Below are 24,629 nucleotides of genomic sequence, written 5' to 3'. Positions count from 1 at the left end.
AAAAATCCATCCCTAAATTAGCCAACAGATCCACCGGTAAAGGGGTGGGTCAGTTTAGAGCGAAACACATGGGTCAGTTTGAGTGAAATAATCATTATTACGAAAGGTGCTATCCTCTCATATTGTTTCTCCATTTCTCTCGGGAGTTGTAATAGCGTGTTAATTGTATCAAGGATTTCGTTTTTAGACATTAGTCTAAAAAATTGATCAGTTAACATGGAACACGAGTTGGAACGGGTATATCTGGATGGTGGCACCAAAAAAAGTTTGGACCTACAATAAGTATAAAACCATCTTATCCACCTTAAGCAAAGTGGTGTTTGAAAGATTGGATACCAAATACCTGCCCCTTTCCAAACTAAGAGATTTAGAAACTATTCGTCAAATCACGTTAGGTTTTGAGGTAATTTTCCAAAAAAAAATCAAATCCACTGCAATGTTTACTGCAAGGTTGGAGTTTTTCCACAAAAAAGTGATGATTCTCACCTTTTAAGTGATTGATAATCAATATAGTAGTCCCGACGGGAATCGAACCCATATCTAAAGTTTAGGAAACTTCTATTCTATCCATTGAACTACGGGACCATAAATAAAGAATCTCCCTTTTGGAGACCAAAGCAAATTTCAAAGTTTAGGAAACGCTTGTTCTATCCCCGTCCGACTGGCGTCAGCCGGGCGGGCGTTGAACTACGGGGCCATTTCAAATGATTTTAACCCATGCCAACTTCACATCAGGAAAGGCTAAACCAAAGAAAGATTCGCAAGATAAAGTAATTCTAAACTTTCTGGCAAATATTCTGAACTCAACTTGTGGCTTTCCAATCATTTAAGCTATCTTTGCACTCCAAATTTAGGATGGACGGGTTCCATCCAATCACTTAATCTAAACAATTATGTCTGTAAAAATCAGATTAGCACGTCGAGGCAGAAAGAAACAAGCCATCTATGACGTCGTTGTAGCTGATGCTAGAGCTCCACGAGATGGACGCTTCATCGAAAAAATCGGAACTTACAACCCGAACACAAATCCCGCTTCCATCAACATCAACAATGAGCGCGCTCTTACCTGGTTGTTGAATGGAGCTCAGCCTACTGATACTGTGAAGGCAATGCTTTCTTACAGAGGTATCATGCTGAAAAAACACCTTCAGATCGGTGTCTTGAAAGGCGCAATCACTCAGGATCAGGCAGACGCTAAATTCAGCGCATGGTTGGGCGAGAAGGACTCTAAAATTGCTGACAAATCCGACAAATTGGCTACTGCAAAAGCAGATGCTCGTTCTAAGGCACTTGCCGCTGAAACTGCTAAAAATCAAGCTCGAATTGATGCCAAGCAGGCTAAGGAAGATGAGCAAAAGGCGTTGCTTGCTGCTGCTGAGGCTGCAAACAATCCTGCTCCTATAGCTGCTGTTGAGGAAACTGTAGCAGCTTCTGAAGAAGTGGCTCCTGAAGTGACCTCTGAAGAAGTGGCTCCTGAGGCTGCACCGGAAGCTTCTGCTGAAGGCGAAGAAGCTAAAGCATAATATAATCTCCCCCATGAACAAGGAGCAGTGCTTTCAATTAGGCTATGTAGCCAAAGTTCATGGACTTCGTGGTGAAGTGAATGTGATGCTGGATGTAGATTATCCTGAGGATTATGAAGATCTAAAGCATCTATTTCTCGAACAGAAAGGCAGATTAATCCCTTTTTTCCTTGAGCACTTTGTGCTTCAACCCGGAAATAAGGCCCTGGCAAAGTTTGAGGATTTGAATACCATCGACCAAGTAGAGGGGCTGGTTGGATCGGAAGTTTATCTTCCGCTTACCGAACTTCAGGAATTGGATGAGGATCAATATTACTTTCACGAATTGATTGGTTTTGAGGTCTTTGACGAGACCAGAGGACTGATCGGGCCTGTGCAGATCGTATATGATCTGGAAACACAGGATCTCCTCGGAGTGACTCACCAAGGCAAAGAAGTGCTGATTCCGATTCAGGATGGCATCATTACCAAGGTGGACAAGGCAGCAAAGAAAGTTTTCTGCCAGTTGCCCGATGGCTTACTTGAAATTTATCTGGAAGACTAATCCATGCACATTGACATTATCTCTGTGGTGCCGGGCTTGCTCGAAGGGCCTTTTTCACATTCTATTCTGAAAAGAGCAGAAGAAAAAGGACTGGCCAGCGTTCGGGTTCACAACTTGAGAGATTATGCCACAGGCAAACAAAAGCAAGTCGATGACTATGCCTTTGGTGGTGGAGCCGGGATGGTCATGATGATCGAGCCTATCGCCCGATGCATCGAGGCACTTCAAAAGGAAAGAACGTACGATGAAATCATCTACATGACACCGGATGGAGATACCTTCGACCAATCCATGGCAAACAGACTTTCGCAAGTTGAAAACCTCCTGATCCTTTGTGGTCATTACAAGGGAGTGGATCAACGGGTGAGGGACTTGTTCATTACCAAAGAAATCAGCATCGGAGATTTCGTTCTTTCGGGAGGAGAATTGGCAGCAGCGGTAGTCGCAGATGCCATTATCCGATTGATCCCGGGAGTATTGAACGACGAGACCTCCGCCTTGACAGATTCCTTCCAAGATGGCCTTTTGGCACCGCCTGTTTACACCAGACCCGCTGAATACAATGGGATTGGAATACCGGAAGTGTTGCTTTCAGGACATGAAGCCAAGATAAGCGAGTGGAGATTTGAAGCATCGGTTCGCCGAACCAAAGAAAAAAGACCTGATCTGATGAAAGGCACCGGGTGGGAGTAGGCGAGACAAGATTTTAAAAAGTAATTCATTTAAGCCACTGCGGTGGCAAACTGCGAAAGCATAAAAACATAAAGCTATGAGCGATCTAATGAAAATTGTAGAAGCGGAATACAGCGAGGCGAGAGCCAAGTTCCCTTCTTTCAAAGCCGGAGATACCATCAACGTACACGTACGAATCAAAGAAGGTAATAAGGAGCGTATCCAGCAGTTTCAGGGAACTGTGATCCAAAGAAAAAACCCGAACACAAACGGAGAAACTTTCACTGTACGTAAAATTTCAAACGGAATCGGCGTAGAGCGTATCTTCCCTATCATCTCTCCTGCGATCGAGCAAATCGACCTGCTAAGAGAAGGTAAAGTAAGAAGAGCTCGTCTCTACTACCTTAGAGGACGTCAGGGTAAGGCTGCACGTATCAAGGAGAAAATCAGACCAAGAAGGTAATTCATGTTCGGTTAAAAGTCCAAAAAAAGGAACTCAGCAATGGGTTCCTTTTTTGTTTTGGCTTGGCTGGATCGAAAGAATTGATTCAAAAGACTTCTTGCAATTATGCTTAAAAAAAGCCCAAATCTCACGACTTGAGCTTCGTTTTTTAATTCATAGATCGATCAGTTCCTAAGAATGCTGACTCAATCACCCGACATCGGTCATCCAACATCTCTCACTTCTTGCTTTCCGTCACCGCATGATGTGCAGCCCTCGCCGCAAATGCCATATAGGTCAGTGATGGATTTTGTGTGGCAGTGGAAGTCATCGAGGCACCGTCGGTCACATAGACATTCGGAACGGCATGCAGCTGATGGTTGGCGTTGAGCATCGATGTTTTTGAATCTTTGCCCATTCGTACACCGCCCATTTCGTGGATATCCAGTCCGGGAGCGCGCTTGTCATCCCGTGTCCGGATATTGGTAAATCCTGCCTTAGTAAACATCTCAGACATTTGTTCGATGTAGTCTTTGATCATTTTTTCGTCGTTGTCGTCGTATTCCACATTGATTTTGAGCTGAGGAATTCCCCACTCATCTTTCAGCGTTGGATCCAAGGCAACATAATTACTTTCCTTGGGAATGGTCTCGCCCATCATGTGCGAACCCACATACCAAGGACCGTATTCACTTGGATTGAGGAGGTTGTTTTTCAACTCTATCCCGATGCCTTCCGAATTGGTTCGGACACCTCTTCCGGCCGAAAAGCCTGCAGCGTATCCTCTCAGGAAGTCAGTTTCCTGCTTGTACACATTTCTGAATCTTGGGAAGTAGCCGCTTGTCGGACGTCCACCTGAAGTGGTATACTCTGAGTGTCCTTCATGTTCGGCAGATACACCAGCGCGATAGTTGTGAAATGCAACGTATTTGCCCAGCACTCCACTGTCATTACCCATGCCATTTGGGAATCGATTGGAGGTGGAGTTCATCAAAATGAGATTGGAGTTCAAGGCCGCTGCATTCAGGAAAATCACATCGGCATAAAACTCCTCTGTTTCCTTGGTCAGCCGATCTACGATTCGGACTCCGCTGGCTTTTCCTTTTTCCTCATCATAGATGATTGAATGCACGACGGCATCTGGTCTCATCGTGAGATTTCCGGTTTTTAGGGCCCAGGGAATGGTGGAGGAATTGGAACTGAAATAGCCTCCAAAGGGACAGCCCCGCTGGCAAAGGTTTCTGTTTTGGCATTTTGCCCTGCCTTGCTGCGCAAAAAAATCCAGATTGCCATTGATGTGCGCGCAGCGGGAAGAGATCATGTGGCGGTCATTGCCGTAGTTTTTCTTCAGTTGCTCCGCAAAATACTTTTCTACCACATTCAATTCGTACCCGGGAAGAAATTCTCCATCCGGAAGATTTGGTAAGCCATCTTTGTTGCCCGAAACTCCCGCAAATTTCTCCACATGGCTGTACCATTTTTCGATGTCTTTGTATCGGATCGGCCAGTCTACTGCGAAGCCATCACGTGCGGGACCCTCAAAATCAAAGTCAGACCAGCGCTGTACCTGTCTTGCCCAAAGCAGGGATTTTCCCCCAACTTGGTACCCACGAATCCAGTCAAAAGGCTTCTCCTGCACATAGGGATGCTCGGTATCTTTAACGAAAAAGTGCATCGCATCCTCCCGAAAAGCATAGCATCGACTGACGACCGGATTTTCTTCCTGAATTTTTTGAGGCACCTGACCCCGATGCTCAAATTCGTATGGAAGCATGTTTGTAGTCGGGTAGTCCTTGATATGCTCCACGTTTTTTCCGCGCTCCAGCATAAGCGTTTTCACTCCGAGATCGCAAAGTTCTTTTGCGGCCCAAGCACCACTGATTCCTGAACCGATGACAATGGCTTGATAGGTTCGTTCTTGTTTACTTCGGATATTCAGATTAGCCATTAATGCGGGGTTTTTGTAGGTCGGAGATCAGCACAGCACCATTGTACTCGCCGGGAATGAGTGAATAAGGAATTACTTCGGTTTGGATGTATTCAGAGGCCATATAGCCTTGGATGGTTAAGCGTTTGGTGGAATTCAGAAAGTAGGAAATGCTTGCCCGTTCTTTTCCCTCTGGCGTATCATCTCCTTCTAGTTTGGTGCCGGTGAGAATTAATTCCTCTTTTTCCTTGGTGGAAAGCCCCTTAAATTTCTTTGCAGCGGTTTTTTGCACATAGTCAGGAAAGGCGGTAAGTCCGGCTGTGAATTTTTCCTGATTTTCGGTGGTAAAGCAGTCATTGACCATGACAAGGATAAAGTCGGGGACTTCCAAATTGAGAGCTCCTTTGATCTCTCCTGCAGGGATTATCGTGTCTGAAATTGATCCCAGGAGGGTTTTTTGAGAATCTGTAATTATTAGATTCTGATAGGCGGCAAGGATGTCATCGCTGCTGAAATCACAGGAAGGAATCAACACGAGTCCTCCGGAGATCAGGGCGAGATGCCGCAAGGCGATCCGTCTGTTCATATAAGATAGGTTGGGTTTAAAGCATTTGAGCCCAGAAAGTAGGGAAAATTATGCGAATTCCACAGCCAAAGGTATAAAAGACATTGAATGATAATCTACCGAGTCAAAACTCCGAATTCACCGAATGTTGCAGGATTTTCATCAATGGTTTTTAGGGATTTTAGTTTTATAAATCTGGCCTGAACTGATTCAAACCGAACGATTTGTTCGATTGGGCTATTTTGGATATTTGAAAATTCTCCACGCCTTACGGTGTTCCATTTTTTACCGTCATCACTTATCTCAAATTGATATTCGGAAATAAAGCCACTTGGATATCTTGCCTGCATGGGTAAATAAGTAAACCCACGCAGCGAAATTTCTTTTCCGAGATCTATCACCAGTTCATTACTTGTCGAAGTCCAATAAGTCTGAGATTTTTCGTCAATAGATCTTACCACATTCGAATCAGAGGTAATTGGTTTCCAAGTTCCCTTTGCCAGATCAAAATCAACTCGTGCGACCTCTGAGCTTTTTCCAGATTTTGAATCCACCGCAAGAGCTTGAACAGTGGTTGCTTCCAGCACTTCAAATTCACTTAAAAAAGGATTTTCGCCCACTTTCGGCGCATTTCCATCCAAGGAGAAAAAGATTTGCTGGCTATCCTCCGCTGCTGTGATGCTGACTTTTCCTACTGGCGTGCGAGTGATTTTCGGAGGGAAAAGCAAGGCTGGAGCAAAGTAAACCCCGATTTCAGAAATAACAGGAATCCCTTTTGCCTCCAGGAAATTGATGCGGATTTTTCGGGCCTCGGTATCCGGGAATCTCAAAATCCGCCTGAAACCTATGGTGCTTCCTCTTGCCACAATCTCCCATTTTCCATTGACTTCTTTTTCGAGGGAAAAATCTTTGACCCGCTGTCCGAGGTTGACAAATTCCTGGATCAATAGGCGGTTGAAGGAAACTGATTTTCCGAAATCCAATTCCACAAATGCCTGAATCTGTCCATCAGGTGTGGACCAATAGGTATTGAAATCTCCGTCATTCAAATTTTCCACGCCATAACCTTCACCCCGGCTGAAAGAAGATTTAAAAGAAGCCTCCTTAGCCAGGTTGACAGCAAAATCTTCTCTGATTTTGGCAGCCATCTTCAAAATCGCTTCTTCGTCCTTCTCATGAATCAAGCCACGGGTATCCACAGGGAAATTGATCAGTAGCGAGCTGTTTTGCCCGATACTCTTATAATAAATTTCCATCAGCTCGGGCAAGGTTTTTACTTTGTGATCTTCATAAGCATGGTAATACCATCCCGGACGGATACTGACATCCGACTCAGCTGGCACCCAATGTGTGCCGTTTTCCTGTCCGGTAGCCCATTTGTCAAAATCTGGCATTCCTGCATAGACCGAATCCCGCATCAGATTGGACCAGGTAGTCTCGTATGCTAATCCATGTTCGTTTCCTACCCACCTTACATCCGGACCGGCATCGCTGAAAAGCATGGCATTGGGTTGAAGTTTTCGGATCAACTCAATCGTCGTCGGCCAGTCGTAATAGCTGAATTTATCGACTTTTCTTTCCTCCTTTGCGCCTCCATACCAGCCTGTGCCTCCATTGGCTCCGTCAAACCAAATCTCAAAAAGCTCCCCGTAATTAGTCAGCAATTCCGTCAGCTGATTACGCATATAGGTGATGTATTCCGGCTTGCCGTAGTCGGGATGATTTCGGTCCCATGGGGAATAGTAGATCCCCACTTTCAGTCCTTCTGCCAGGCAGGCATCTACAAATTCCCGAATCAAATCGCCTTTTCCATCTCGCCAAGGGCTGTTTTTCACGGAATGCGCTGTGTAAGCCGATGGCCAAAGTACAAATCCGTCGTGGTGCTTGGCTGTGATGATCAAGCCTTTCATCCCTGCTTCCTTTGCTACACGAACCCATTGTTTTGCGTCGAGCTCCGTCGGATTAAATTGCCAAGGTTTTTCATCACCAAATCCCCACTCCCGGTCTGAAAAAGTATTCATATTGAAGTGGACAAAGCCGTAATACTCCAGCTCCTGCCAAGCGATCTGTCTTTCATGAGGAATTGGGAGTATCGGTTCCGGCGGAGCAGCTTTTTCCTGACAATTACTGAGCGCGAAAGCTAAAAGTGGCCAAACAAACTTCTTCATAAAATAAAATTCAAGATTGCTGTTTTTCAGTTGGGTATGGAAATCTAAAACAAATTAAGATTAGCTGATCCCCAATCAAAACCATTGGCCTGGATTGTTGCTTTTGTCTGCAAGTTTCCTTGTATTTTTCGGCCATGAAAAATGCCATCATCCTATTTCTATTGCTATTTAGTTCCTCCCTTCAGGCCCAAATTTATGTGCGTGTATCAGATTTTGAATCTAAAAAGCCTTTGGAAAAAGTCTTGCTTAAGGTTAATAACTCAAAAGACTATTTAACTGATAAGGAGGGTAAGGTAAGGATAGAGGAGGAAAGCCCTGTTAGTGTCACTTTTTTCCTTGAAGGATATCGATCACTTGTCGCAGAGTTTCAAGATGGGTATTTTGAAATTGAATTAAAGCCCATTTCAATCTCACTCTCTGGTGTGACCGTCTCCGCTTTCGAATCAGAAAGGCCACTTTTGGAGCAATCAGCTGCCGTCAGCGTGGTGACGGAGCGAGATTTCAACCGGTTCAATGAAATATCTCCAGTTAATGCCTTCAACCAGAAAGCAGGAGTACGAATCGAGGAGCGTGCTCCGGCCAGTTACCGGGTTTCAATCCGCGGAAGTTCGCTTCGTTCGCCCTTTGGAGTGCGGAATGTAAAAGTCTATTGGAATGAGGTTCCGTTCACTTCACCGGACGGGACGACGGCTTTGAACTTGCTCGATCTGGCCAATATCAAAAGAGCGGAAGTGGTCAAAGGGCCTTCCGGAAGTATTTACGGGGCCGGAAACGGCGGTGCTATTTCTCTTTTCAGCCAACCAAATCTGACAGAAAATCGGATTGCCACAGAATATTTAACCGGGGATTTTGGATTAAGCCGGTTCAGGTTCGGGCTTTCCCAGCAAGTAGGGGAGGGTGGTGTGGAGGCTTCTTTTGTCAGCCAAAAATCAGACGGCTACCGGGAGCATTCGGCGGTAGATCGTCAGGTATTTCAGTTGGGTGGGTTTTTTCCGATTTCTGAAAAGCAGGAAATTCGTACCCAGTTGCTGATTTCTGACTTGGATTACCAGATACCCGGAGCCTTAAATGCCGCACAAGTGGAACAGAATCCCAAGCAGGCACGACCGGGCTCGGTTGCTCAAAACAGCTCTATTTCCCAACAGACAGTACTGCTTTCATTGGGACATCTGTATCGATTTTCTGAAAAGACCAACAACAACACAACCGTTTACCTCAACACTAACGACTTTGATAACCCGTTTATTCTCGATTACAAGAAAGAGCTGGGCTTTGGGTATGGCCTAAGGACGAGGTTTACGCATGATGGAGAATTGGGAGGGAAGTCTTTGCGATTGATAGTAGGAGGAGAATATCAGAATGGATTGACTGATGCGCAGAATTTTGGCAATCGGGCCGGAGTAGCAGATACGGTTCGCTTTTCGGACAAGCTCAGAACCTATCAGGGCTTCTTCTTTCAGCAGGCTGAATGGAATCTGAATTCCAAATTGCTGTTTACTCTGGGATTGTCTGAAAATTTTTCCGGCTATGAGGTAGATAGACAAATCGATGCCACGCGCAAACCTACAGGACTACAATCCAGGAAATTTGATCCTGTAGTAATCCCAAGAGTTGCCTTAAACTATCGAATGAATGCCTTTAGTTCAGTGTATGGATCGGTCAGCAGCGGATTTTCTCCCCCTACTATCGATGAGGTTCGAACCAATGAAGGAAGTTTAAACTTTGCTTTGGAGGCAGAAAAAGGCATGAATTACGAAGTGGGGTATCGATTGGGCAAAGAGAAATTCAACTTCGAATTGATTGGCTATTATCTCAAGTTGGACGAGACCATCACCACTTTCACCAATGCAAACGGAGTGGTATTATTCAGAAACGCGGGCTCAACAGATCAAAAAGGAATTGAGGCGACAGTAGATTATGCCCTTCTGAAAAATTCAGAGGGATTCGTCAGAGACATACTGCTGGGAACAGCCTACACCGGGCAGTTTTTCAAGTTTGATGAGTATGCCAAGCAAGCCAACGACTTTTCAGGAAATGACCTGACAGGAGTGCCAAAGCATAATCTGGTCAGTCGCCTGGATCTGAGAACATCCATTGGCTTTTACCTCAATTTCACACATCAGTTTACTGATAAAATTCCGCTCAATGATGCCAATACCGTCTATCAGGAATCGTATGACCTGGTGAATATGCGATTTGGGTATGTACGCAAGATTGGCAAGTTTGACCTGGAGGTTTTTGCAGGTGTGGATAATCTCCTTGACGAGTCTTACTCTTTGGGAAATGATCTCAATGCCTTTGCTGCCAGATTCTATCAGCCTGCTCCGACCAGGAATTGGTATGGAGGAGTGAAATTGGGATTGAACTATTGAGGGAAAATAGGGTAGAAAGATACTGCGCTTTGTTCCAATAGGCATGCTTTTGTCCTGAAGGACATGCCCTTTAAACGTTCTGTTAAACAAAAAAAAGCGGTCTTTAGACCGCTTTTGCTGTTTCCATTTGATTGATGATGTCCTCGTAGTCGAGCTTGTCCCAATTTTCGGTAATTAGGGGGCTTGCCATTACTTTATTCATAATTGCTTCCTGAAGTTTCCCCTGTGCATAGGCTTCGGCATAGCCCATATCTGTAAATGTCACCATCGTATAAAGCGGAATCCATTCTTTAGGATAAAGTTCATGCAGTTTGGCTTCGATTTTTTTGCGAAGCAAAAACTTGGGGTCAGCCACTGAATCCCGCATTTCGATGAAATTCTCCATCGCAAGTTGACAAATCGCATCGGTATCCGGCTTTCGCTTTTTCTGGAATTTTTCAAAAACCAAATCCCAAGCATTCGTTCCCAGTTTTTCGATCAACCCATTCAAAATAGAGCAATCCTCAAACCCACAATTCATCCCCTGACCATAGAATGGAACCATGGCATGAGAGGCATCGCCCAAAAGCAGGGCATTTCCCTGAACCCAAGGATAGCATTCAATATTTACCAAAGCTGCGGTCGGATTTTTGAAAAACTCAGTTTTCAGATCCGGCATCACCTGATAGGCATCGTCGAAATAAGCTCTGAACACAGTTTCCAGGTCCTTTTCATCCTGAATTTTCTCAAAGCAAACTTTGGTGCCCTGGAAAGGCAGAAACAAAGTGCAAGTGAACGATTTGTCAGGATTTGGCAAGGCGATCAACATAAACTTGCCTCTTGGCCAGATATGCAATGCATTCGGATCCATTGCAAATTCCCCCAAAGGAGTTGCCGGAATGGTCAATTCCTTATAGCCATGGGAAATGTATTCCTGTCGATAGTTGAAGCGGATTTGCTTCTGCATGGACATTCTCAGCGCAGAATATGCGCCATCGGCACCAATGATAACGCTTGGAGTCAATTTCTTCTCTCCCTCGGGAGTATCAAAGATCACCTCATCAGTTCTGAAATTCACATCGAGACACTTGTGCTCAAAGTGGATTTCGGCACCCAATCGCTCCGCCTCCTCTACCAATAATTGGTTGAAATTTCCCCTGGAAATGGAATAAATTGCCTGATCAGCTTTGCCATAAGGCACAAAAGCAGTCCCGCCATGCTCGTCATGCACGCGCCTTCCGTACATCGGAATGGCAAAAGGAAGGACTTTATCCTTTAAGCCTACTTGCTCCAGACTTTTCCACCCTCTATGGCTCAAGGCCATATTGATGGATCTGCCAGCTTCGGAATAGGGGATTTTGCGCCTGTCAGGTCGCTTGTCGTAGATCGATACGTCCAGCCCTTGACGCTTGAGATATATGGCCATCAAACTGCCGATCAAGCCGGCACCTAAGATGGTAATGTCGTTTTTTTTCATCGGATAGATTTACCCACGCTTCTTTAAGCGAATTTTTTCAGGGATTGTTCCAAAATCTTTGCAAATCGGAACACATCCAAGTAACTGTTGTACAGTGGAGTAGGCGCAAGACGAATCACATTTGGGTTTCTCCAATCACCTACTACTCCTTGATTATACCATTCATCGAAGACTTCCTTGCCCCCATGGTGGATCAGCAAAGATAACTGACAGCCTCTTTCAGCCGGATTATTTGGGGTAATTATTTCCAAAACCCCTGATTCACCGCTGATTTCCCCGATCAGAAATTCAAGATAGCCGGTGAGTTTTTCGCTTTTTAACCGAAGGTTTTCCATTCCTGCTTCCTCAAAAATATCCAAGGAAGCCTGATGTGCGGCCAATGCCAAGACATTGGAATTGGCCAACTGCCAACCGTCCGCTCCATACATTGGTACAAAACCTTTTTCCATCTTGAACCGCTCGCCTTCGTCATGTCCCCACCAACCTGCAAACCGGGGTAAATCAGGCCGCTCCGCAAATCGCTCGTGAACGTATATTCCTGAGACATTTCCGGGACCGGAGTTCAGATACTTATAGCTGCACCAAGTCGCAAAATCCACATCCCAATCGTGAAGCTTTAGCACTGCATTGCCTGCAGCATGCGCCAAATCAAATCCTGCCAAGGCCCCAACTGAATGGGCAGCTTGAGTAATCGCTTTCATGTCAAAAAGCTGCCCTGTATAGTATTGCAAACCAGCCATATTGACTAGCGCAAGTGAGTCACCCTGCTTTTGGATTTCGGCTATGATGTCCTCCGTTCTCAGCGTAAACTCTCCTGATCTTGGTGAAAGCTCCACCAAAACATCGGCTGGATCCAAGCCGTGAAATTTGATCTGAGTCTCCAACATATACTGATCTGAAGGAAAAGCTCCGGCCTCCACGATGATTTTTTTTCGCTCTTTTGTAGGTTGATAAAAAGAAACCATCAAAAGATGAAGATTGACCGAAAGGTTATTCATCGCCACCACTTCATGCTCTTGCGCTCCAAGGATTGCGGCAAGTGCAGGTTTTGACTTTTTCCGAACATGATACCAGGCATCTTCTCCGTGAAAATGCCCATCCACAGCCAAATCTGCCCAGTTGTTGAGTTCTTTTTCGAGGTAATCTTTGACCGATTTTGGCTGAATTCCCAATGAATTTCCGCAGAAATAGATTGCTTCCTTTCCCTTGACTTTGGGAAAATAAAATCGGGATCTGAAGTGTGAAAGTGAATCTTTTGCGTCCATTTCAGCTGCGAAAGATTCGGAAAACTGGTATTTGATTGGGTTCATATTTTTTCTTGTCAACGGTCGACGGACCACAGTCCACCGCCAGAGAAAATAAGGTTTGAAGTCTGCTTTTTCCTGCTGTCGACTGTCGACAGTGGACTGTTGACTTTACTTTTCCATATACATACCACAAGATTTACAAGTCCTGAGGTCTTTGCTCGACCAAAAACGCTCCATGATGGGAGGAAGTTGAGTCACGATATCGGTCAGTTCGACATATTCTTCATGAAGCCGATTTCCGCAGTTTTCACAGTGCCAAATAAAGCCGTCCTTTTCTTCTGCTCTTCGGTAGCGCTCGATCACCAAACCAATCGTATTGGCAGGTCTGCGTGGAGAGTGAGGCACTTTTGCAGGCAAAAGAAAAATTTCCCCCTCCTTGATTTCAATGTCTTTAGGTTTACCATCCTCTATAATCTTGAGCACAATGTCGCCCTCCAATTGGTAAAAAAACTCTTCGCCTTCATCGTAGTGGTAATCTTTTCGGCTGTTTGGCCCGCCGACTACCATGACTATAAAATCGTCGTTTCCTTTGTACACCTGCTGATTGCCTACAGGCGGCTTGAGCAAATGACGGTTTTCATCGATCCACTTTTGGAAATTGAAAGGTTTGGCGACAGACATGTTTGATTCAGGTTTGAGTAAAGATTACTTCCAAATATAGGTATTGAATCTAAAACCAGTTGTGAATTAGTTTTTGAACAATTACCCAACTTAATAGGTGAAAATTCTGAGGGTTTTTCCAAAGGTTAAGAATTATCTTAAATCTTTGAGGTTCTTCGGACCCTCGTAATTCGTACTTCGTAAATCGTACTTTTGTTTATAAAATCTCCAAAACCTATGAATATCCCCATCGCCGACCTACACTGTGACCTGCTTTCCTTTTTGGCGGCAGTTCCCCGTGCAGATGCATTTTCCAAAGACCAAATTGCCTGTGCATTTCCATGGCTGCAGGAAGGTGGAGTCCGAATGCAGGTGATGGCGATCTATACCAATGTGGACGCTTCCAGCATGAGAATGGCCGGAAAGCAGGCCAAGATTTTCTACGACTTGCTGCGCAAAGAAGAAACGATAGTCCGAAACTTTGATGCTGATTTCCTCAAGAATGAAACTTCTGATAATCGAATCGGGATCATCGCTTCGGTTGAAAATGCGGCCGGATTTGGAACCGAGAAAGCTACTTGGCCGGAGATCTACAAGCAGTTTGACAGGATGCTTACAACCGTCGGTCAACTCGCCTACATCAGCCTGACTCACCATACCGAGAATCGCTTCGGAGGAGGAAATTATGTCGAGGGAGTTGGGCTGAAAGAGGATGGAAAACGACTGCTCGACTACATGGCTGGAAAGCATATCCCAATTGATCTTTCCCATACTTCCGACCTCTTGGCAGAGGGAATCCTGAATCATATCGACCGGCACAATCTGCCGATTCCGGTGATCGCCAGCCACTCCAACTTTCGGACACTTTGGGATCACAAGCGGAATCTGACAGATGAATTTGCACAGGAAATCATCAAGCGAGGAGGAATCATTGGGGTGAATTTCCTACGGGAGTTCTTGGATCGGGATGTGCCGGAGCGACTTTTTGAACATATTTTGCATGGTATCAAAATGAATGAAGATTCCATCTGCTTTGGTGCGGATTTCTTCTATACCAAGAATTTTCCCGACCAGAGCAGGCAACCGTTTTATTTCCCTTTGGCCGAAAATGCCGGAAAATATCCATCGATTTTAGAATCCTTGAGCAAAACCCTGAGTGAATCTCAGCTCAAGAAACTGGCTTCTGAAAACGTGTTCAACTTCTACCAAAAACTCTGGAGCTGATGTCAAGTCATCATTTTGTCAAGGAGCAGCAGGAACCAGCGGTGATTATCCTCAACACAGAAGGACTAAATTTCGATGGCATTTCTCCACTTTTGGAGTGGGTTCCGACGGTTTTGGTTTGGCAGGAATGCTTGGATACCGTGCTGAGTTGGGGTATAAAAATCGACGTGATTCTGGCCACGGAAACCTTCCAAAAAGAAAATCTCCAACTGCTTGAAGAGCAGTATCCTGTCAAGTTTCTAACCGCTTCTCCGGAAAACACACTAGACGAAGGACTTCAATACCTCTTGGCAACCAAGCATCCTGCGGCGCATTTGGTTGGGGTTTCGCATTTGAGGTGTATGGATTTGGAGGGAAAGCTGCATTTGTTTGACCTGACGATCATGGATGCAGGATGGAAATACTATCCTGTAAAAAGCGGAAAATTCAAAAAGTGGTTTGCCGAAAGCACAATTCAAATCCTCGGTCGAGAAGGAATGCCCGTCGAGATCTCCAATGAAAACGGCAAACTGATGCTTCCACTGATTTACCTGACCCAGTTGGAAGTCCTGGAAGGGATTACGGAGATTTTGGGGACTGGAATTTTTTGGGTGGGAGAGAAGGTGAATTCTGAAAGTTGAAGTGAGAAATCTGAAAAGAGAAAAATCCTTTTTTCCGGATCATTATGACTAAAATTTGATTAGAATTATAAGAGGATCTGACAGTTAGTGACTATGGATTTTTAAATGCGGTTTTTAAGGCTAATTGGTATAAATTTGATTGAATATCTTTAAAATCATTCCTCCAACTATGTTTAGGGGAGATTTTGACTTTTCATTATGCGAACCCAAATCCTCGATTTTACAGAAGAAAATGGTCTAGTTCTGTGCGGCAAAGGAAACACCGCACAGAATAACTATGAACGCATGTATATTTCCGAGGTAAAAAAACTTGGAGCTTATGCAGTTTTTTTTAGACGATTTTTTAAAACCAAGGAGGATACGGTAGCTTACAAGTCTGAACCTGTAGTCTGTGTTTTCCAAGAGATTGACCTTCCTAATAATAGTCCCCGGCATAAAGAAATTCATGCCGCACTCTGGAGTGAAGGGAAAGTAGATGTTTATATTATAAAAGGGAAAACGAGGTTAGATATTTACAATGTTAGAAAGCCTGCCAAAAAGGTCGGGAAAAAAGAACTTTCGGTCGAGGAGCTAAAATTCACCTCGAAAGTAGTTGAAGCTCTCGACAATGAAAATAGCGCAGCACATTTATTTGGGACAGGAACTTTTTGGGAGCAAAAAGAATATCAGAATCAAATCAATATCGACAGGAGCCCATATAAGCACCTGATTGATTATCTGATGAAAGTCAGAAAGGATTTCAATGAAAGAATTGAACAATTAGAACCGGAAACCATAGACAAAATATTGGTTCTAAGTATTTTAGTGAAGTTCTTGGAAGAGAAAAAGGACTCTGATACTGATCGATCGACTCTTGATGAGATATTTTTTAATTATAAAGTAGATAGCTTTGTTGAAGCGGTAGAAAAGGGAAAGTTTTTGGCTGTTTTGGATTCACTTTCCACGGAATTCAATGGGAGAATTTTCGATCAATTTACTCATTCAGAAAAAGAGCAAATTGAAAAAACTGATTTGACCTTATTAGCCCAGTTTCTTAGAGCTGACAATGATATTGACACAAAGCAGCTTTTTTTGTGGAGACAATATAGTTTTCAACATCTTCCTGCTGAGGTAATTAGTGCTATTTATGAAAACTTCATTCAGGAAGAAGCCCAAAGAGATGGAAAAGGCCGTGAAAAAGGTGTGGTTTACACTCCTATCCATTTGGTTAATTTCATGGTGGATGAAGCGATGCCTCTGGAAAATCCACCCTCATCTTTTATTGAAGACGGTATCTACAAAATCCTCGATCCTACATGTGGGTCTGGAGTTTTTCTCGTTGCTGCATACAAAAGGTTGCTACAGTGGTGGGCAATCGCTAAAAGTGAAGAGACTGGAGATATTCAATACCCAGATGTATTGACTGCTCAGAAAATACTGGAAGATAATATCTTCGGGGTTGATGTAAAAAGCACCGCAATACGTGTGACTATATTTGGTCTTACCACAGCCTTATTGGATTATCTTACCCCCAAAGAAGTCTGGGGAGAGTTGAAATTTCAAGACCTAAGTACAAGAAATATTGTGGAAGCCAAGCCACCCATTGGATTTTTCAAATGGGCACTGGATGCTAAAAATGAAGGAAACCATTTTTCTCTAGTCATCGGGAACCCACCATTCAATCCTGAGAAAACTCATTCAAAACTAACAGTGCTAGACCATGAGGTTCTCAATTCTTTGGACTTGAAGCATCCAACCATACCGAGAAACAACTTTGCGCTACATTTCTTTGAGGCTTCCATGTTATTGACAGATCGTATTTGTATGATCATTCCCGCAAATGCACTTTTGTATGACAAGTCGGCTGGAGACTACAGGAAGGGGCTATTTACAGATTTCACCATTTCTGATGTTTATGATTTTACTCACCTGAGAAGAGGACTTTTCACAAGTGCAGATACTCCCGTAGTTGTACTAATGGCAAATAATCGAATTTCAGAATTTCAACCAATAAATCATACGGTAATCAAACGTACCATTTCCGTAGAGCAGAAAGTCCGTTTTGAAATTGATGGGTATGACCGACATCTAGTAAAATGGGACTGGGCAGTTGATCCAAAAAAGCAATTTGTTTGGAAAACAAATCTTTTGGGCGGTGGAAGATTGTTTCATTTGATTTATAGGCTCAATTTGTTTTTTAAATTTGGCCAGTTAATTTCCGATAAAAAGTGGATATCAAGTATTGGGTATAAGTTAGAAGGAAAGGGAAAAAAGGCGAAGTATCTAACTGATAGAGAGGTAATAAAATCTGATACCTTTGATGAATTTGAACACTTTGATACTTTTATTGAAACTAATACAGATTTTGCAGAACCGAGAAATGAAAAAATATATAATCCCCCACACTTAATTTATAAAATAGCTTTTAGCCCAACCAATATTCCCATACACTATTCTGAAAAACATTTAGGTTTCAGAGCAAGGTTAGTAGGTATACATGCGCCTATTGAAGAAAAAGAAGACTTAATATCTATCTACAATAGATTCAAAAATGAAGAATTCAGGCGATTAGCCCGGTTTTGGATCTTGTCTACAAGTTCCGAAGCTTTGGTTATGCTAGAAACCTCATTCAAAAAGGAAGATGTAGATGGGTTACCATTTCCAAAAGATCAAAGTGATATTTCTTTTTCTCAAAGTGAAAATATCGTTTTGAAAGATGTTTTGACTTATTACGTTCATCTGGGCAAACAAATCACCAAAAATTCCGATGGAGCCATCCTACATCATCCGGTAAAAGAAAAACAAATCAAAGAATATGGAGAAGTTCTCTGCTCAGAACTCAATGATATATATGCTAGGGATGGCAATAGCTGGCAATCAGGCAAGATTTATCGCATGCCTTCTTATACAGTTTATCAAATTGGATTTGGAGTCGATGGTGGGATGAAGCAAGAATTTGTGAAAGATCAATTAGATGATTCGGTTCAGAAACTAATCAATAATGACACTGCCAACCAGGGCGCTGCTTATAAAAGAATTGTTCGACTATACGATCATGTAGATGGATTTGATTGTGTTTACTTTATCAAGCCGAATGCCCTACGTTATTGGTTAAAGTCCATAGCATTACGAGATGCTGACGAAACTTTTTTGGATTTTAAAGCTGAGAATTATTAATTATGTCAGGTGTTTCTTCTTTTAAAAATCTTCAGCCTTCTCAGTTAGTAAATGATCTAATACTATACTTAGAAACCGAATTGCCTAACTTCCTGATTTCGGAAGAATTTGTTGAGATTCTAGCTGTAAAGAAAAATGAAAATCAGCACTCAACAGCATTTTGTGTGTATATGACCAATAAATGCGCCTCAAGATTTTGCTTTCAAAGGGAAAATGCTCAAAAAAGGAGCAGCACAGTAGACATCGGCATTTATAAGGGGGCAAATTTACTTTTTACGATTGAAGCCAAAGTCCTTCCAACGCCCAAAGACTCAAAAAGGGAAGATCATGAATATGTCTTTGGCAAGGGCGGAGGCATTGAACGATTTAGGAAAGAAGATCATGGATTGGATAATAGGAATAACTTGTTACCTGAATGTGGCATGATTGCCTATGTTAAATCCCAAGACTTCAACTACTGGTTTTCAACTATTAATCAATGGGTATCAGATGCAACTTGGCCTGAAAATGAAAAGCTAGAGATAGTCAATTTTGATAAGATTGCCCGATTGAAATCAAATCATTTAAGAAAAGGTGGTTCAAATGTTACATTGCACCATTTTTGGACTAAAGTGAATTAAGTGTCTTTTGTTGAACATAAATCAAAAAAAGGAAGGCTTTCACCTCCCTTTTTCCAATAACTCAATAACAATTAACTCTCCTACTCCCTAATCCACCCCACTTTATCTCCAATCGGTTCGCGCTTTCCGGCAGGCCAAATGTCAGTAGCAGGCTTGGCGACGTAGAAAAAGCCCATCAGCATATCTTCTCCTTCCAGTCCGAAATCTTCTCTGGCTTCCTCCCAGAACGTCGGACCGCCAGTTCCCAAGTAGCAGGCTAGTCTATGTGCACAGGCAGTGAGATACATATTTTGTATCGCCATAGCTGTGGCGACGATTTCTTCCATCACCGGAATGCCCGAACCTTCGGTTCGCTTCATCAGAATCGCGATCACATGAGAGGCTTTCAAAGGCTGCTCCTTAAATTTCTGATAAGTCGCTTCGATGAAGTTGGTGCCGTTTTTCTCGGCGCGCATTTTATACATTTCAGCCTGGTAATCTGCGAATTTCTTCAGGCCTGCACCAGTGTAGACGATAAATCTCCAAGGCTGAGTCAGCTTGTGAGTCGGTGCCCAATTGGCATTTTCCAGCATTTCCTCAATGATGGAGTCGTCCACGGGATCATTTTCTTTGAATTGAGCGGGAAACATGGATCGGCGTCCACGGATGATTTTGGTTACTTCTTCGGCGTTGAAATTTGGCATTTTGTGTAGTTCAGTTGATGGTAATATTGGGAAAGCGATTTTTAGTCTACAAAAGTTTCCTTGATCAGGCTTTTTAGTGATTCAATTTCGCTGGTTGACAGGCGATCCAGTAGTTTTTGAACTCTTAATTTGTCTATGGATCTAATTTGATCCAGAGCAATCATTCCTTTTTTGCCATTATGTAAAACGGGAATTCTGCTTGGGTAAGATTTTTCCGAGCTCGTCATCGGAGCAATGACGATTGTTTTTAAATATTGATTCATTTCATTGGGAGAAATAACTACACATGGACGTGTTTTCTTGATTTCGTACCCTAGAGTTGGGTCAAGATTTACCAAAACAATTTGATATTGAATTATTTCCATTCTTCAAAATCTTCATCTTCAAAAACATCCGGAATTAAAAGTTCATCATCTCCATTTTCGTGCATTTTTTTAAATGCTTCAGCCCAACCTTGACGAGGAGTTTTAATTGGCTTGAGTACAATTTGATTATCTTCCAAGATAATCTCAACCTTTTCTCCTATTTGGTATTTTTCCAAAATGGTCTTACTCAACCTTACACCTTTAGAGTTTCCGATTTTTATAACGTTTGTTTCCATGATTCTTAAAAACTGTGATCACAATGTAATAACAAAAAATAGATTTTCCTATTTCAACATCCCCTCCAAAAATTTCCGCACATCCTTTGCCAGCGCATCAAAGTCCTCCTGTCGGTTATACATCATGTGGCCTGCTTCGTAGTAGGTCATTTGAATTCTGTCCTGTGGAAAATCATGTCTCGCAAAGGTAAATTCAGCATCAAAAAACGGTGTGATCAGGTCATAGTAACCGTTGGCAACCATCACTTGGAGTTGGGTGTTCCGATGCATTACTTCGCTGAGCGATCGGGCTGTGCTTACATAGCTTGGCTCATAGTAAGCACCTTCCGGCACGGGTTTCCAGTTCCAACTTCCGCCCATTCCGGATGCAGAGGAAAGGTAAGGTCGATCCATCTTTACTTTCAAATCCCGCATTAAGTAATCGTTGAAAACAGCGGTATAGGCAGCACTTGTCATGTAGTCACTCGGATCGCCGAGCATCGGACCTTCGGATGATTTGTCTGTTTCCAAAGCCAAAAAACGTCCATCCAATGTTCCAATGGCTTTTCCTTCGGCTCGCAATAATTCCTTTTTGAACCGGTGCATCAGGATCTGATTTTCGGATTGGAGGATGTATTTTTTATCCAAACCTGTGAAATAGGCGAGTCTCTCAGCTGTAGCTTCTTTCTGGGCTTGCGTTTGCTTTTCACCTAAGAAAAGGGATGGCAAATACTCACTGTATGCAAAATCTCTGGCTTCCTTTGCGAAAGCTTCAATCGTCTTTCCCTGCCCAGCTTTCCCGTGGTACCAAGCAGTTACGGCTTGAGATGGTAAATAGGTGAAAAATGAGGTGAGGTTATCTGCCCAACTCGACGAACCTGCATAGTCCAAAGCTTGGGAGATCAGGATGATGCCGTTCAGAGCCATGTTTTGTCCCCCACCTTCGAGTACTTCGGCCACTTTTGCGGCGCGTGTGGTGCCAAAACTTTCTCCAGCCAAAAACTTTGGGGCTTGCCATCTTCCGTTTTGCGTTACCCAAATCCGCATAAATTGAGCAATTGATGCTGCATCTTCGTTTAGCCCCCAGAAATCAGAAGTCTTCCCAATACCTTCAATCTGGCTGAAACCGGTTCCGATCGGATCGATGAACACCAAGTCCGTCAGATCCAACAAGGCCTGATTATTTTCCACAAACCGATAAGGCGCAACTCCGTCATCTTGCTTCGCCTCGGTGTCAATTTTTACAACTTTAGGGCCAAAGAAACCCATGTGAAGCCAAACTGAAGCCGAACCCGGACCTCCATTGAAAACAAACATTACCGGTCTTCTTGAAGAGTCCACACCTTCTCTGACATAAGAAGTAGACCACATGGCCCCAGTCACTTCGCCTTTGCTGTTTTTCAGAAATGTCTCTCCGACAATCGATTTGAATGTGATTTTTTGCCCGTTGAAAGTCCCTGAATGACTTGACTCGAACTTTTGAGGATCACGGGGAATCCACTTGGCCTCGGCTTTTTCTTCTTGAGAAAAGGAAGAAATGGCTATCAAAAATGCGACAATAAAGAACAGGTATTTTTTCATTTTATTGGTGGGGTTATGAATTAGGATCAATAAAATTGAGCCTGCCTGTTTTCCACAGGGATGACTCAATCGTCACCAGAGGACGATTGTAAACAATCAGGCTAGGGTAGACGTCGTCAAAGAAAAACAAAATATTATAAAAATGAGGGGCAACAATGGGTAATGGCTGCTTACGGACCCAAGAATTGGTTAGAAGTTTCTGTAGGAGGAGTTTTTGGCTATGAAAAATCCGAGCAGGAAAACACTGCTTTTTCCTACGCCTTACCCCTCGTACAGGGTAAATTTTTGTTCAGGGAATATGAATCCGGAAAAGGGCCGGGATTTGGAGCTGTCTTGGGAAGTTTTTTCCCGACCGGCAAGGGTGCTTTCAAGCCGGAAGGATTTGGAACTTTTGCCTTTGCCACCATCACCCAATGCTTTGGTGAGAATGAGGATGTACTTATCCATGCAAATGTGGGTGGAAATTATTTGCATATAGATCAATCAGGAGATCTTTTGGGTACTTGGGGCTTTGGTTCGCAGGTACGGGTGTTTAAAGGAATGCATTTAGTCGGTGAAATATTTTCGGGAGATCCTTATGTTCCCGGAGCAGGAGTTTCCTAACAGGTAGGATACCGCTAATTTTTCAGTGTGCTGCTTCAAATAGACACGACAGTAGGAGAGGGAATGGGTTGGGATCAACCCTTGCCTTTTTGGTTTAGTGCGGGAGTAAGGATTGTTACGGAAAGGTTTTTGACCCTTAAAAAACGGGGCTCTTGAAACTATCTCTGTATTTCTTTAATCAATCTGATAACAGCAGCGACTTTTTCTTTGCTAATCTGCAGAAAACCCTGAAAACCTAAAATTTTAGTTTAGATTTTTGTGATTTAGGATTTAGTTTTTATTTTAGAGATAGATAGCTTACATATAAACCCAATTTTCCATGAGAACATGTCTTTTAGTGCTATATGCGGGACTCTTTTTTACCTCATGTTCTAAACCCTATGAGGTTTTTGACATTTTTGTTCCTGAAATAAATACAGAATACGATTCATTATTTTTTCAAGAATTGATAACTGGAAAAGTTTTGGGGAAAGTACCCCTGAATTCCTCTCAGAAAAGTTTTTCCTTCCCTATTGAAGGACAATTACTAGCAAGCATTCAGGTTAAAGGAAGTGACAAGTCTTACTTAACAATCCTTGGTCCAGGAGTATCCAAAAGCCTGAAACTTAGCGGGAACTTTTTTGTGACAGAAGAATCACCGGCAGATTCAATGGACAATGTTATTTGGCATTCGACAAATGAAATGTTCTCCCGCTATGCAGGATTAATTTTTAGAGTTGACCATCCTGAATCGGTCAAAGAAAAGTTTGATAGCTTAATCAATGCCAGAGATAAGGTCATAAAGCACCTTGAACCAAGAATAAGTGATTCAGAGAAAGCACTTCTCAACTATCAAAACCAAGCTAGGGCGTACAATTTCTTGATGTATTATGGGAGAATTATTAAAGGGTTTGAGGCACAAGACCCCTATTTCGATTTTATCAAAAAGATCAATTTTTTCGATTCAGAAGCAAAATCTTTACCGGATATGCTCCTATTCAAATATGAGATTGAGCTCTTGAGAGAACAGGATTCCATTCAAGATATCCAAACTTTTCTTGGGGAAATCGAAAAAAAGACCGAAAACCTTGATTTACAAAATTTCTTGAAGGCGTACTATATAAAGTCAGTCATTGAACATCCATCCTATTGGAGACCACATGAGCAATTGTTTACGTCAGACAAAATTACTGAGGCCCTGGAAGGAGAGAAATCCAATCCATATTCATTATTGATTAATAGAGCATCAGATTCCTTTTTCTCCTCGATGGCTGGAGTTGAAGCATTTAATTTTAAAGCAAAAAAGTCGGACAATTCTGATTTTGATCTGTCCAACCTCAAAGGTAAGGTTATCCTTATTGATGCTTGGGCAACCTGGTGTGGACCCTGTGTAAAACACCGGCCAAATATTATAGCTATTGCTGCCAAATACCAAAATGACCCCCGCGTTGCGGTTTTAATGGTTTCAGTAGATTCTGAACTTGATCGATGGAAAAATTTCGTGTCCCGAACCAACCCTCAGGGTTTTGGAATTGAGGTCAATATCCCAAATGGAATAAATGATATCTTTGGAGATAAATATTTGGTCAAAGCAATCCCAAAGTATTTTTTGATTGATCCGAAGGGAACTATAATAAGTTCTGATTTGCCTGAACCTTCTCTTGGAATGGAAAAAATGATTGAATTCGAACTTGAAAAAATGTAAATAAAATGGTTCTACCCTTAAGTTAGTGGGGATATAGGTCTAATCCACCGTTAAAGAATAAAATAGCACTTCTAAAGTTGGCGAATGTTCTATATCCTCTTCCCACTGTTTTAAGTTCTTGGATCTTACCATTAAGCCGTTCGGCCATGGCATTTGAGAGTCGCTGGGTTAAAGCGTTTAAAACGCCACTTATATGGTTTTTGAACATATCTACCACCTTATCTATTTCAGCGATCTTTCTGCCGTAGGCATTGGTTATCCATTTATATAAGGATGAAGTTGCAAACAGGTCGGATATACCG

Annotated in this window: 22 protein-coding genes and 1 tRNA gene; 11 read left to right on the top strand and 12 right to left on the bottom strand. The window is 42.9% G+C overall.

Annotated features, from left to right (window positions below; translation table 11 throughout):
- Positions 1–513 precede the first annotated feature (513 nt).
- A tRNA-Arg gene (locus BLQ81_RS20855) sits at positions 514–585 on the bottom strand.
- Positions 586–893: 308 nt separating this feature from the next.
- On the opposite strand from BLQ81_RS20855, the gene BLQ81_RS20850 reads away from it, so the two are divergent.
- The 4 genes from BLQ81_RS20850 to rplS all read left to right on the top strand — a co-directional run bounded on the left by BLQ81_RS20850 (position 894) and on the right by rplS (position 3,202).
- Positions 894–1,523, top strand: coding sequence for a 30S ribosomal protein S16 (locus BLQ81_RS20850; RefSeq protein WP_092734747.1), 630 nt, complete (start codon positions 894–896; stop codon positions 1,521–1,523).
- A gap of 13 nt (positions 1,524–1,536) precedes the next feature.
- Complete coding sequence (gene rimM, locus BLQ81_RS20845; protein ID WP_092734744.1) at positions 1,537–2,067, top strand: ribosome maturation factor RimM; 531 nt, start codon at positions 1,537–1,539, stop codon at positions 2,065–2,067.
- A gap of 3 nt (positions 2,068–2,070) precedes the next feature.
- Complete coding sequence (gene trmD, locus BLQ81_RS20840) at positions 2,071–2,760, top strand: tRNA (guanosine(37)-N1)-methyltransferase TrmD (RefSeq protein WP_092734741.1); 690 nt, start codon at positions 2,071–2,073, stop codon at positions 2,758–2,760.
- Positions 2,761–2,836: 76 nt separating this feature from the next.
- The gene (rplS, locus tag BLQ81_RS20835; protein WP_092734738.1) at positions 2,837–3,202 is read left to right on the top strand and encodes a 50S ribosomal protein L19; all 366 of its coding nucleotides are present in this window, start codon (positions 2,837–2,839) and stop codon (positions 3,200–3,202) included.
- Between the two features lie 217 nt (positions 3,203–3,419).
- On the opposite strand, the gene BLQ81_RS20830 is transcribed toward rplS, so the two are convergent.
- The 3 genes from BLQ81_RS20830 to BLQ81_RS20820 form a co-directional block, all read right to left on the bottom strand.
- Positions 3,420–5,129 (bottom strand): GMC family oxidoreductase, encoded by a 1,710-nt coding sequence (locus BLQ81_RS20830; protein ID WP_092734735.1) that lies wholly within the window; start codon positions 5,127–5,129, stop codon positions 3,420–3,422.
- Positions 5,122–5,694: a gluconate 2-dehydrogenase subunit 3 family protein gene (locus tag BLQ81_RS20825; RefSeq protein WP_092734730.1), complete on the bottom strand. Its 573-nt coding sequence runs from the start codon at positions 5,692–5,694 to the stop codon at positions 5,122–5,124. Before BLQ81_RS20825 ends, BLQ81_RS20830 begins: the two co-directional genes overlap by 8 nt.
- 95 nt (positions 5,695–5,789) lie before the next feature.
- Positions 5,790–7,841, bottom strand: coding sequence for an alpha-L-fucosidase (locus tag BLQ81_RS20820; RefSeq protein ID WP_092734726.1), 2,052 nt, complete (start codon positions 7,839–7,841; stop codon positions 5,790–5,792).
- Between the two features lie 134 nt (positions 7,842–7,975).
- Between BLQ81_RS20820 and BLQ81_RS20815 the strand changes: the two genes are divergently transcribed.
- Positions 7,976–10,213 (top strand): TonB-dependent receptor family protein, encoded by a 2,238-nt coding sequence (locus BLQ81_RS20815; RefSeq protein ID WP_092734723.1) that lies wholly within the window; start codon positions 7,976–7,978, stop codon positions 10,211–10,213.
- Between the two features lie 103 nt (positions 10,214–10,316).
- Here BLQ81_RS20815 and BLQ81_RS20810 read toward each other — a convergent pair whose 3' ends face one another.
- The 3 genes from BLQ81_RS20810 to BLQ81_RS20800 all read right to left on the bottom strand — a co-directional run bounded on the left by BLQ81_RS20810 (position 10,317) and on the right by BLQ81_RS20800 (position 13,597).
- The gene (locus BLQ81_RS20810; protein WP_092734720.1) at positions 10,317–11,669 is read right to left on the bottom strand and encodes an FAD-dependent oxidoreductase; all 1,353 of its coding nucleotides are present in this window, start codon (positions 11,667–11,669) and stop codon (positions 10,317–10,319) included.
- A gap of 23 nt (positions 11,670–11,692) precedes the next feature.
- A complete protein-coding gene (kynU, locus tag BLQ81_RS20805) occupies positions 11,693–12,979 on the bottom strand; it encodes a kynureninase (protein ID WP_092734753.1) in 1,287 nt (428 codons plus the stop codon).
- A gap of 105 nt (positions 12,980–13,084) precedes the next feature.
- Positions 13,085–13,597 carry a 3-hydroxyanthranilate 3,4-dioxygenase gene (locus BLQ81_RS20800; protein WP_092734717.1) on the bottom strand — a complete coding sequence of 171 codons (513 nt, stop codon included), beginning with the start codon at positions 13,595–13,597 and terminating at the stop codon, positions 13,085–13,087.
- A 216-nt stretch (positions 13,598–13,813) separates the two neighbouring features.
- Here BLQ81_RS20800 and BLQ81_RS20795 point away from each other — a divergent pair, with 216 nt between their 5' ends.
- The 4 genes from BLQ81_RS20795 to BLQ81_RS20780 all read left to right on the top strand — a co-directional run bounded on the left by BLQ81_RS20795 (position 13,814) and on the right by BLQ81_RS20780 (position 19,196).
- Positions 13,814–14,800 (top strand): dipeptidase, encoded by a 987-nt coding sequence (locus tag BLQ81_RS20795; protein ID WP_092734714.1) that lies wholly within the window; start codon positions 13,814–13,816, stop codon positions 14,798–14,800.
- Positions 14,800–15,420, top strand: coding sequence for a thiamine pyrophosphokinase (locus tag BLQ81_RS20790; protein WP_092734711.1), 621 nt, complete (start codon positions 14,800–14,802; stop codon positions 15,418–15,420). Before BLQ81_RS20795 ends, BLQ81_RS20790 begins: the two co-directional genes overlap by 1 nt.
- A 198-nt stretch (positions 15,421–15,618) precedes the next feature.
- Positions 15,619–18,576 carry an HsdM family class I SAM-dependent methyltransferase gene (locus BLQ81_RS20785; protein WP_092734708.1) on the top strand — a complete coding sequence of 986 codons (2,958 nt, stop codon included), beginning with the start codon at positions 15,619–15,621 and terminating at the stop codon, positions 18,574–18,576.
- Positions 18,577–18,578: 2 nt separating this feature from the next.
- Positions 18,579–19,196, top strand: coding sequence for a hypothetical protein (locus BLQ81_RS20780; RefSeq protein ID WP_092734705.1), 618 nt, complete (start codon positions 18,579–18,581; stop codon positions 19,194–19,196).
- 80 nt (positions 19,197–19,276) lie between these two features.
- Here BLQ81_RS20780 and BLQ81_RS20775 read toward each other — a convergent pair whose 3' ends face one another.
- Genes BLQ81_RS20775 through BLQ81_RS20760 form a run of 4 tightly spaced genes read right to left on the bottom strand, consistent with a single transcriptional unit; the run spans position 19,277 to position 22,040 of the window.
- Complete coding sequence (locus tag BLQ81_RS20775; RefSeq protein WP_092734702.1) at positions 19,277–19,879, bottom strand: nitroreductase family protein; 603 nt, start codon at positions 19,877–19,879, stop codon at positions 19,277–19,279.
- Positions 19,880–19,920: 41 nt separating this feature from the next.
- On the bottom strand, positions 19,921–20,244 hold the full coding sequence (locus tag BLQ81_RS20770; RefSeq protein WP_092734699.1) for a type II toxin-antitoxin system PemK/MazF family toxin: 324 nt from the start codon (positions 20,242–20,244) through the stop codon (positions 19,921–19,923).
- Positions 20,235–20,480 (bottom strand): AbrB/MazE/SpoVT family DNA-binding domain-containing protein, encoded by a 246-nt coding sequence (locus BLQ81_RS20765; RefSeq protein ID WP_092734696.1) that lies wholly within the window; start codon positions 20,478–20,480, stop codon positions 20,235–20,237. Before BLQ81_RS20765 ends, BLQ81_RS20770 begins: the two co-directional genes overlap by 10 nt.
- Positions 20,481–20,528: 48 nt before the next feature.
- On the bottom strand, positions 20,529–22,040 hold the full coding sequence (locus tag BLQ81_RS20760) for a S10 family peptidase (RefSeq protein ID WP_092734693.1): 1,512 nt from the start codon (positions 22,038–22,040) through the stop codon (positions 20,529–20,531).
- Between the two features lie 162 nt (positions 22,041–22,202).
- Between BLQ81_RS20760 and BLQ81_RS20755 the strand changes: the two genes are divergently transcribed.
- Complete coding sequence (locus BLQ81_RS20755) at positions 22,203–22,643, top strand: hypothetical protein (protein WP_092734689.1); 441 nt, start codon at positions 22,203–22,205, stop codon at positions 22,641–22,643.
- Between the two features lie 319 nt (positions 22,644–22,962).
- Positions 22,963–24,327, top strand: coding sequence for a TlpA family protein disulfide reductase (locus BLQ81_RS20750; RefSeq protein WP_092734686.1), 1,365 nt, complete (start codon positions 22,963–22,965; stop codon positions 24,325–24,327).
- A 22-nt stretch (positions 24,328–24,349) separates the two neighbouring features.
- On the opposite strand, the gene BLQ81_RS20745 is transcribed toward BLQ81_RS20750, so the two are convergent.
- Positions 24,350–24,629, bottom strand: a 280-nt coding sequence (locus BLQ81_RS20745; RefSeq protein WP_139183695.1) for a transposase, incomplete at its 5' end; no start/stop codon positions are given.

Source organism: Algoriphagus alkaliphilus, from assembly GCF_900103735.1.
Classification (GTDB): domain Bacteria; phylum Bacteroidota; class Bacteroidia; order Cytophagales; family Cyclobacteriaceae; genus Algoriphagus; species Algoriphagus alkaliphilus.
The sequence above is the reverse complement of the archived record's forward strand: the minus strand, read 5'-3'. Positions and strand labels throughout refer to the sequence as shown.

Excerpts from the sequence above, each read along its gene's own strand:
- BLQ81_RS20850 (WP_092734747.1), top strand. The coding sequence starts at position 894 with ATGTCTGTAAAAATCAGATTAGCACGTCGAGGCAGAAAGAAACAAGCC.
- rimM (WP_092734744.1), top strand. The coding sequence starts at position 1,537 with ATGAACAAGGAGCAGTGCTTTCAATTAGGCTATGTAGCCAAAGTTCAT.
- trmD (WP_092734741.1), top strand. The coding sequence starts at position 2,071 with ATGCACATTGACATTATCTCTGTGGTGCCGGGCTTGCTCGAAGGGCCT.
- rplS (WP_092734738.1), top strand. The coding sequence starts at position 2,837 with ATGAGCGATCTAATGAAAATTGTAGAAGCGGAATACAGCGAGGCGAGA.
- BLQ81_RS20830 (WP_092734735.1), bottom strand. The coding sequence starts at position 5,129 with ATGGCTAATCTGAATATCCGAAGTAAACAAGAACGAACCTATCAAGCC.
- BLQ81_RS20825 (WP_092734730.1), bottom strand. The coding sequence starts at position 5,694 with ATGAACAGACGGATCGCCTTGCGGCATCTCGCCCTGATCTCCGGAGGA.
- BLQ81_RS20820 (WP_092734726.1), bottom strand. The coding sequence starts at position 7,841 with ATGAAGAAGTTTGTTTGGCCACTTTTAGCTTTCGCGCTCAGTAATTGT.
- BLQ81_RS20815 (WP_092734723.1), top strand. The coding sequence starts at position 7,976 with ATGAAAAATGCCATCATCCTATTTCTATTGCTATTTAGTTCCTCCCTT.
- BLQ81_RS20810 (WP_092734720.1), bottom strand. The coding sequence starts at position 11,669 with ATGAAAAAAAACGACATTACCATCTTAGGTGCCGGCTTGATCGGCAGT.
- kynU (WP_092734753.1), bottom strand. The coding sequence starts at position 12,979 with ATGAACCCAATCAAATACCAGTTTTCCGAATCTTTCGCAGCTGAAATG.
- BLQ81_RS20800 (WP_092734717.1), bottom strand. The coding sequence starts at position 13,597 with ATGTCTGTCGCCAAACCTTTCAATTTCCAAAAGTGGATCGATGAAAAC.
- BLQ81_RS20795 (WP_092734714.1), top strand. The coding sequence starts at position 13,814 with ATGAATATCCCCATCGCCGACCTACACTGTGACCTGCTTTCCTTTTTG.
- BLQ81_RS20790 (WP_092734711.1), top strand. The coding sequence starts at position 14,800 with ATGTCAAGTCATCATTTTGTCAAGGAGCAGCAGGAACCAGCGGTGATT.
- BLQ81_RS20785 (WP_092734708.1), top strand. The coding sequence starts at position 15,619 with ATGCGAACCCAAATCCTCGATTTTACAGAAGAAAATGGTCTAGTTCTG.
- BLQ81_RS20780 (WP_092734705.1), top strand. The coding sequence starts at position 18,579 with ATGTCAGGTGTTTCTTCTTTTAAAAATCTTCAGCCTTCTCAGTTAGTA.
- BLQ81_RS20775 (WP_092734702.1), bottom strand. The coding sequence starts at position 19,879 with ATGCCAAATTTCAACGCCGAAGAAGTAACCAAAATCATCCGTGGACGC.
- BLQ81_RS20770 (WP_092734699.1), bottom strand. The coding sequence starts at position 20,244 with ATGGAAATAATTCAATATCAAATTGTTTTGGTAAATCTTGACCCAACT.
- BLQ81_RS20765 (WP_092734696.1), bottom strand. The coding sequence starts at position 20,480 with ATGGAAACAAACGTTATAAAAATCGGAAACTCTAAAGGTGTAAGGTTG.
- BLQ81_RS20760 (WP_092734693.1), bottom strand. The coding sequence starts at position 22,040 with ATGAAAAAATACCTGTTCTTTATTGTCGCATTTTTGATAGCCATTTCT.
- BLQ81_RS20755 (WP_092734689.1), top strand. The coding sequence starts at position 22,203 with ATGGCTGCTTACGGACCCAAGAATTGGTTAGAAGTTTCTGTAGGAGGA.
- BLQ81_RS20750 (WP_092734686.1), top strand. The coding sequence starts at position 22,963 with ATGAGAACATGTCTTTTAGTGCTATATGCGGGACTCTTTTTTACCTCA.